3 protein-coding genes and 1 pseudogene are annotated in these 4,628 nt (G+C 76.8%); all 4 read left to right on the forward strand.

From position 1 onward, the window contains the following. Positions 1-416, forward strand: a pseudogene (locus tag ACI79I_RS24250) (PKD domain-containing protein); the annotation flags it as partial. A gap of 155 nt (positions 417-571) precedes the next feature. Then, positions 572-2,770, forward strand: coding sequence for a glycosyltransferase (locus ACI79I_RS24255; RefSeq protein WP_456995115.1), 2,199 nt, complete (start codon positions 572-574; stop codon positions 2,768-2,770). Beyond that, positions 2,767-3,786 (forward strand): glycosyltransferase family 2 protein, encoded by a 1,020-nt coding sequence (locus ACI79I_RS24260; protein WP_456995117.1) that lies wholly within the window; start codon positions 2,767-2,769, stop codon positions 3,784-3,786. The genes ACI79I_RS24255 and ACI79I_RS24260 overlap by 4 nt, the downstream gene beginning before the upstream one ends. Next, complete coding sequence (locus tag ACI79I_RS24265) at positions 3,783-4,526, forward strand: polysaccharide deacetylase family protein (RefSeq protein ID WP_456995119.1); 744 nt, start codon at positions 3,783-3,785, stop codon at positions 4,524-4,526. The genes ACI79I_RS24260 and ACI79I_RS24265 overlap by 4 nt, the downstream gene beginning before the upstream one ends. Positions 4,527-4,628 lie beyond the last annotated feature (102 nt).

Here is a 4,628-nt window from a genome sequence, read left to right on the forward strand (position 1 = left end):
GCGGGGCCTACATCAGCCTCGCCGGCCGGCGGATCGGCACCAGCGACTACCGGGCGACGCTGCGGTTCCAGGCCTCCGGGCTGGTCGACCTGCGGCTGGACCGGTACGTCAACGGCACCGAGACCGTGCTGGGGACCGTCCGGCTGCCGGGCACCTATACGGCCGGCAGCGCGATCACCGTGCGGCTGGAGGTGACCGGGAACGGGACGACGACGCTGAAGGCCAAGGCGTGGACGGACGGCGCGGTCGAGCCGACTGACTGGACGCTGACCCGCACCGACGGCACCGCCGCCCTGCAGGCCCCGGGTGGGGTCTACCTGGAGACCTACACCGCCTCCACCGCGACGCGGACCCAGGTCTTCCGGATCGACGACCTGTGGGCCGGCGCGGCGGGGGAGACCCCGGCGGTCCGCTGACCCGGTCGCGGTCCTCACCCCTCACCCCCGGCGGGCTCCCCGCCGGGGGTGAGGTCGTCCCGGGGTCACCCCGTCGGGGGACGACGGGGCGCCGCCCGCACAGCACGATCGACCAGCCCGGCCGTCGGCACGGCCGGGGGAGGGGGAGCAGCACCATGAGCCCATCGGCGGCAGCGTCGGGCGGAGGGTCCCGGGAGCGGACCGCGTCGGACCGGCCACCCGCACCCCCGGCGGCGGGTGGGGACGTCCTCGGCATCGTCGTCGTGTCGTACGGCTCGGCGGACCTCCTGCGGCGCACCCTGGCGACCGCGGGCCTCGCGACGGACGGCGTGCACGTCGTCGTGGTCGACAACTTCTCCTCGGCGGAGAACCGGCGCGACGTCGAGGAGCTGGGCGCCGCGCAGGGCTGGCACGTCGTCGGCATGCCGGACAACCGCGGGTTCGGCGCCGCCTGCAACGCCGGCGTCGCGGCCGCCCGCGAGCTGGGCTGCCGGACCTTCCTGTTCCTCAACCCCGACGCCGTCATCACCCCGTCCGTCGTCGCCGAGCTGCGGGCGCACAGCACGCGGGAGCCGCTGGCGCTGATCAGCCCCCTGCTGGTCGACTCCGCCGGGCGCACGGTCTTCCGCAAGGCCCGGACCGACCTGCGCGACGGGCGGATCCGCAGCGTGCCCGCGGGCACCGACGGGCCCCAGGACCCGGGCGACTGGCTGTGCGGCGCGTGCGTGGTCGTCCACGACGAGCTGCTGGCCCGCATCGGCGGCTTCGACGAGGGCTACTTCCTCTACTGGGAGGACGTCGACCTCGGCTACCGGGCGGTCGCCGCCGGCGGCTCGGTGGTCCTGCGGGAGGACCTGGTCGCCGTCCACGACGAGGGCGGCACCCACGACGACGGGCGCCGCGGCCAGGCGAAGTCGGCGCTCTACTACCGCTACAACTGCCGCAACCGGCTGCTGTTCGCCGCCCGCCACCTCGGGCGCCGCCGGCTGCTGCGCTGGGTGCTCACCACCCCGGCGGTCAGCTGGGAGATCCTGCTCCGCGGCGGCCGCCGCCAGCTCGTGCACTCGCCCCGGCTGCTGTGGGCGGCGGTGTCGGGCTCGCTGGCCGGCGTCCTCCTGGTCCTCGGTGCCCTGGTCGGGCGGTCTGCCCGCAGGCCGGAGCGCTCGTCGGTCCTGCTCGTGCACCCCGGTGCCGAACTGTACGGCTCGGACCGCGTGTTCCTGGAGTCGGTCACGGCCCTCGTGCCCGGCGCCGACGTGGTGGTGGCCCTGCCCGGCCCCGGCCCGCTGGGAGTCGAGCTCGAGCGCCGTGGCGCCCGCGTGGTCGTCTGTCGGATGCCGGTCCTGCGCAAGGCGGTGCTGCGCCCGGCCGGGATGCTGGGGTTGGTGCGCGACGCCGTCCTCGGGCTGGTGCCCGCGCTGACCCTGCTGCGGCGGGCCGGGCGGGACGGCGTCTACGTCAGCACGACGATCCTGCCGACCTGGCTGCTGCTCGCCCGGGTCGCCCGCCGCCGCGTGGTCTGCCACGTGCACGAGGCGGAGTGGCCCGGCCCGGCCGCACTCCACCGGGTGCTGCTCCTGCCGCTGCTGGCCGCCTCCACCGTGGTGGCCAACAGCCGGTTCACCCGGGACGTGCTGACCGGGCTGCTGCCCGCGCTCGCCGGCCGGACGACCGTGGTGCCCAACCCGGTCCCCGGACCGGCCGCCCCCGAGCCCGCCCGCGCCGACCTCGACGGTCCGGTGCGGCTGCTGTTCGTCGGCCGGCTCTCCCCGCGCAAGGGGCCCGACGTCGCGATCGCCACGCTGCGCGAGCTGCTCGCCCGCGGGGTCGATGCCCGCCTGTCGCTGCTCGGCTCGGTCTTCGCGGGCTACGAGTGGTTCGAGGAGGAGCTGCGGGCCGCGGTGGCCGCCGACGGGCTGGCCGACCGGGTCGAGTTCCTCGGGTTCCGCCCCGACGTCCGGCCGGTCCTCGAGCAGGCCGACGTGGTGCTCGTCCCGTCGCTGCTGGACGAGTCCTTCGGCAACACCGCGGTCGAGGCGGTGCTGGCCGCGCGGCCTCCGATCGTCAGCGCGCTCGGCGGGCTGCGCGAGGCGGTCGCCGGGTACGGCTCCGCACGGGCGGTCGCGCCGGGCCGGCCCGCGCTCTGGGCCGACGCCGTCGAGGCCGTGCTCGCCGACTGGGCGCGGTCCCGGTCGGCGGCGGTGGCCGATGCCGCGGAGGCCCGGCGGCGGCACCACCCCGGCCGCTACCGGGAGCTGCTGGCGCACGTCGTGCTCCCGCGTCCGGACGCCGCGACCGCACCCCCGACGAACCGAGTCGAGCGAGGAGCACCGGTGCTGGGACGCCTGTCATGAGCCTGCCGACCACCGTCCCGGCCGCCCCGGCGCAGGCCCGGGACGTCGTGGGCGTCACCGTCGCCGTGCCGACGTACCGCCGTCCCGACGACCTGCGGGCCCTGCTGCCGATGCTGCTCGAGCAGGCGAGGGAGGTGGCCGGCGCCTCGGGCGGCCGGTACGCCGTCGAGGTGCTCGTGGTGGACAACGACCCCGACGGCGGCGCCGCCGCGACGGTCGCCGGGGTGGGCACGTCGGGGCTCCGGTACGTCGCCGAGCCGACGCCGGGGATCGCCGCCGTGCGCAACCGCGCCCTGGACGAGGCGGCCGGCTCCCGACTCCTGGCCTTCATCGACGACGACGAGCGGCCGATGCCCGGGTGGCTGGCCGGCCTGCTGGACACCTGGTCGGACAGCCGGGCAGCGGCCGTGTCCGGCCGGATCCTCGCCGAGTACGCCGGCGAGCTGGACCCGTGGATCGGTGCGGGGGAGTTCTTCGTCCGCCGCCGGATGCCCACCGGTACCGCGATCGACGTCGCCGCCTGCGGCAACCTCCTGCTCGACCTGGACCAGGTGCGCGCCGCCGGCGTGCGGTTCGAGTCCGCGCTGGGTCTCGGCGGTGGCGAGGACACGCTCTTCAGCCGGTCGCTGGCCCGCGCCGGCGCAGCGCTGGTGTGGTGCGACGAGTCCGCCGCGGTCGACCAGGTGCCGCTGCACCGGATGACCCGGGCCTGGGTGCTGACCCGCGCCTACAGCCACGGCAACGCCACCGTCCTCATCGACCTGCGCCTGACCGACGGTGCCGCGGCACGGCTGGGCGTGCGGGTCCGCGCGGTCGCCGGCGGACTGCTGCGCGCCGCGTGCGGCACAGCCCGGTGGACCTGGGGCCTGCTGCGCCGGTCCCACCGGCACCAGGCCCGCGGGCTGCGGTTGGTCTGCCGGGGCGCCGGCATGGCAGGGGCGGCCTGCGGGGTGGTCTACGAGGAGTACGCACGATCGGGCCGCCGCTGGCGGCTGCTGAGGGGAGTCGCCCGATGACCGCGCTCGCGACGGCGAGGACGGTGGCCAAGGCCGCCCGGCGCACGGTCCGGCGAGGTGCCGGGACCGTGCTCGGCTCAGCGGTCGAGCTGCGCACCGACGCGCCGCACGTCGTCCTGACCTTCGACGACGGCCCCGAGCCGGGGGGCACCGACCGGGTGCTCCCGGCCCTGGCCGACGCCGGGGCGACCGCGACGTTCTTCGTGCTGTTGACCCGCGTCCGCAAGCACCGCGGCCTGCTCGACGAGGTCGTCGCCGCCGGCCACGAGGTGGCGCTGCACGGCGTCGACCACCGGGCGCTGCCGACCCTGCCGCCCGAGGAGGTGGGCCGGCTGGTCCGCGCCGGCAAGGCGGAGCTGGAGGACGCGACCGGTCGCCCGGTGCGCTGGTTCCGCCCGCCCTACGGCCGGCAGACGATGCGCAACTGGCGCGCGGTCACCGGTGCCGGGCTCCTCCCGGTGCTGTGGGGTCCCACGACGTGGGACTGGAAGGACGTGTCGGTCGCCGAGCGGGTCGCCAAGGCCCAGCAGGGCATCCGGCCGGGCGCGATCGTGCTCGCCCACGACGGGTTCGCCGGACCCGAGGACGGCGCCTGTGACGGGCCGCCCCCGGTCCTGGACCGCGGCGAGCTGATCAGCGGCGTCCTCGACGGCTACGCCGAGCGGGGGCTCTCCGCCCGCTCGCTGGAGCAGGCGCTGGCCGCCGGCGACCTGGTGCGGGAGACCTGGTTCCCCGGCTGAGCCGGACACCGCAGGACGAGCGGGGCCCCCGTCACCCGTGACGCGGGCCCCGCTCGTCCCATGGGTCTCCGCCCCCGCGTCTCCATCATGAGTAACCACCCC

It is taken from the genome of Geodermatophilus sp. SYSU D01105, assembly GCF_054050095.1.

Excerpts from the sequence above, each read along its gene's own strand:
- ACI79I_RS24265 (WP_456995119.1), top strand. The coding sequence starts at position 3,783 with ATGACCGCGCTCGCGACGGCGAGGACGGTGGCCAAGGCCGCCCGGCGC.
- ACI79I_RS24255 (WP_456995115.1), top strand. The coding sequence starts at position 572 with ATGAGCCCATCGGCGGCAGCGTCGGGCGGAGGGTCCCGGGAGCGGACC.
- ACI79I_RS24260 (WP_456995117.1), top strand. The coding sequence starts at position 2,767 with ATGAGCCTGCCGACCACCGTCCCGGCCGCCCCGGCGCAGGCCCGGGAC.